2 protein-coding genes and 1 pseudogene are annotated in these 1,886 nt (G+C 72.1%); all 3 read left to right on the forward strand.

Translation table 11 applies throughout. From position 1 onward, the window contains the following. Nucleotides 1-103 precede the first annotated feature (103 nt). Nucleotides 104-853, forward strand: a complete 750-nt coding sequence (locus AOK03_RS40030) for a polyprenol monophosphomannose synthase (protein ID WP_055570220.1) — start codon at nucleotides 104-106, stop codon at nucleotides 851-853. Then, nucleotides 850-1,368, forward strand: a complete 519-nt coding sequence (locus AOK03_RS40035; protein WP_079075269.1) for a GtrA family protein — start codon at nucleotides 850-852, stop codon at nucleotides 1,366-1,368. Before AOK03_RS40030 ends, AOK03_RS40035 begins: the two co-directional genes overlap by 4 nt. Continuing rightward, nucleotides 1,352-1,886, forward strand: a pseudogene (locus tag AOK03_RS40040) (hypothetical protein); the annotation flags it as partial. The gene AOK03_RS40035 and the pseudogene AOK03_RS40040, both read left to right, overlap by 17 nt.

Raw genomic sequence — 1,886 nt, forward strand, 5'->3', positions numbered from 1 at the left:
GTCCCAGGCCCCCACCTCCCAGGCCCCGACCTCTCCGGACCCCGCCGAGAGTCTCGCCGCCCGGCTGCCCGAGGCGTGGGCCGCGACCCCGCTGACCGTCGTCATGCCCACGTACAACGAAGCGGGCAACCTGCCCGGCATGGCCGAGGCCCTCATGGCGCTCCCCCTGCCCGGCCTGCGGCTCTTCGTCGTCGACGACTCCAGCCCCGACGGCACCGGACAGATCGCCGAACGCTTCGCCGAGCGGTACGGCAGCGCCCGCATGAGCGTCCTGCACCGCACCGAGAAGGACGGCCTCGGCCGGGCCTACGCGGCGGGCATGGCGCAGGCCGTCGCCGAGGGCGCGCACTACGTCCTGCAGATGGACGCCGACGGCAGCCACCCCGTGGAGAAGGCCGCCGAGCTGCTCGGCGTCGCCCTCGCCACGGACGCGGGCGTCGTCATCGGCAGCCGGTACGTCCAGGGCGGCACGCTCTCCGACGCGTGGGGCGCCCACCGCAAACTGCTCTCCCGCTGGGCCAACGCCTACGCGGGCACCATCCTCGGCACCCGCGTCCGCGACATCACCGGCGGCTTCAACCTGTGGCGCGCCGACGCGCTGCGCGCGATCGACCTGGCGTCGGTGGACAGCGCGGGCTACAGCTTCCAGGTCGAGATGAAGTACCGCGCGCTGCGCCGCGGCTTCGGCGTCATGGAGGTGCCGATCCACTTCGAGGACCGCACGGTCGGCGAGTCGAAGATGAACCTGATGGTGCAGCTGGAGTCCGTCGTCATGCCGTGGAAGCTGCGGCTGGACGCGAGAGCGCGGGGGCGTGGGCATGGGCGTGGGCCTGGTGCGGCGGTGCGTGGATGAGTACGCCCACCCTGCACGAGGCGCCGTCGGCCGCTCCGACCGCTGCGCCATCCGCTCCTCCCGCCGCACCCGCGCCGCCCGGGGGCCGACTCACCCTCGCCCGGCTGCGCAGGCTGTTCCTGGAGATCGTGAAGTTCGGCGTCGTCGGCGGCAGCGGCGTGGCCGTGAACCTCGTCGTCTTCAACCTCCTGCTGCACGGGATGTCCTCGGGTCCGATGACGGCGACCGTGCTGGCCAGCTGTGTCGCGATGGGCACGAACTACCTGGGCTTCCGCTTCTTCGCGTACCGCGACCGCGCCTCCCGTACGAAGCGGCAGATCGCGCTCTTCTTCGCCTTCAGCGGGATCGGCGTGGCGATGGAGAGCCTGTTGTTCTACGGGGCGTACCACGGCGCGGGCATGAGCGGCCCGCTCGGCTCGAACATCGCCAAGGCGCTGTCGATCGTCCTTGCCTCGGCGTTCCGCTTCCTGGTCTATCGGACGTGGGTCTTCCAGCACGATGCGCGTCGCCACTAGCTCGGCCATACGACGGGCCGCCTGGGTGGCGGCGGCCCTCGTCCTCGTCCTGCTCCTCCTCGTGATCGTCCGCCTGCCCTGGGCGGGCGACCTCGGCATCCACGCGGCAACGATCGAACGCCTGCGCCACCATCTCGCCGACCCGGGCAACCCGCTGGTCGACGCGGACACCCCGAGCCCGTACTACTCCCCGTGGATGCTGCTGCTCGGCTCCCTCGCGAAGGTGACCGGGCTCGGCACGTTCGTGGTGCTGCGGGTGGCCGCGCTGGTGGGTCTCGGCCTGCTGGCGACGGGGGTCGTCCACTTCGTCCGCACCCTCAGCGCGAGGCGGGCCGCGCCGCCCCTGGCGCTGCTGTGTCTGGTCCTGCTCTGGGGCCCGACGCTGTTCAACTGGAGCGGCTTCCCCGGCCTCAACTCGCTCGCCCTGACGATCTCCTACCCGAGTACGTTCGCGCTCGGGCTCTCCTTCCACTTCTGGGCGCTGCTGCGGAAGGCGCTGCGGGGGAGCGGGGCGGGGT

Source organism: Streptomyces atriruber (assembly GCF_001418325.1).
GTDB lineage: Bacteria > Actinomycetota > Actinomycetes > Streptomycetales > Streptomycetaceae > Streptomyces > Streptomyces atriruber.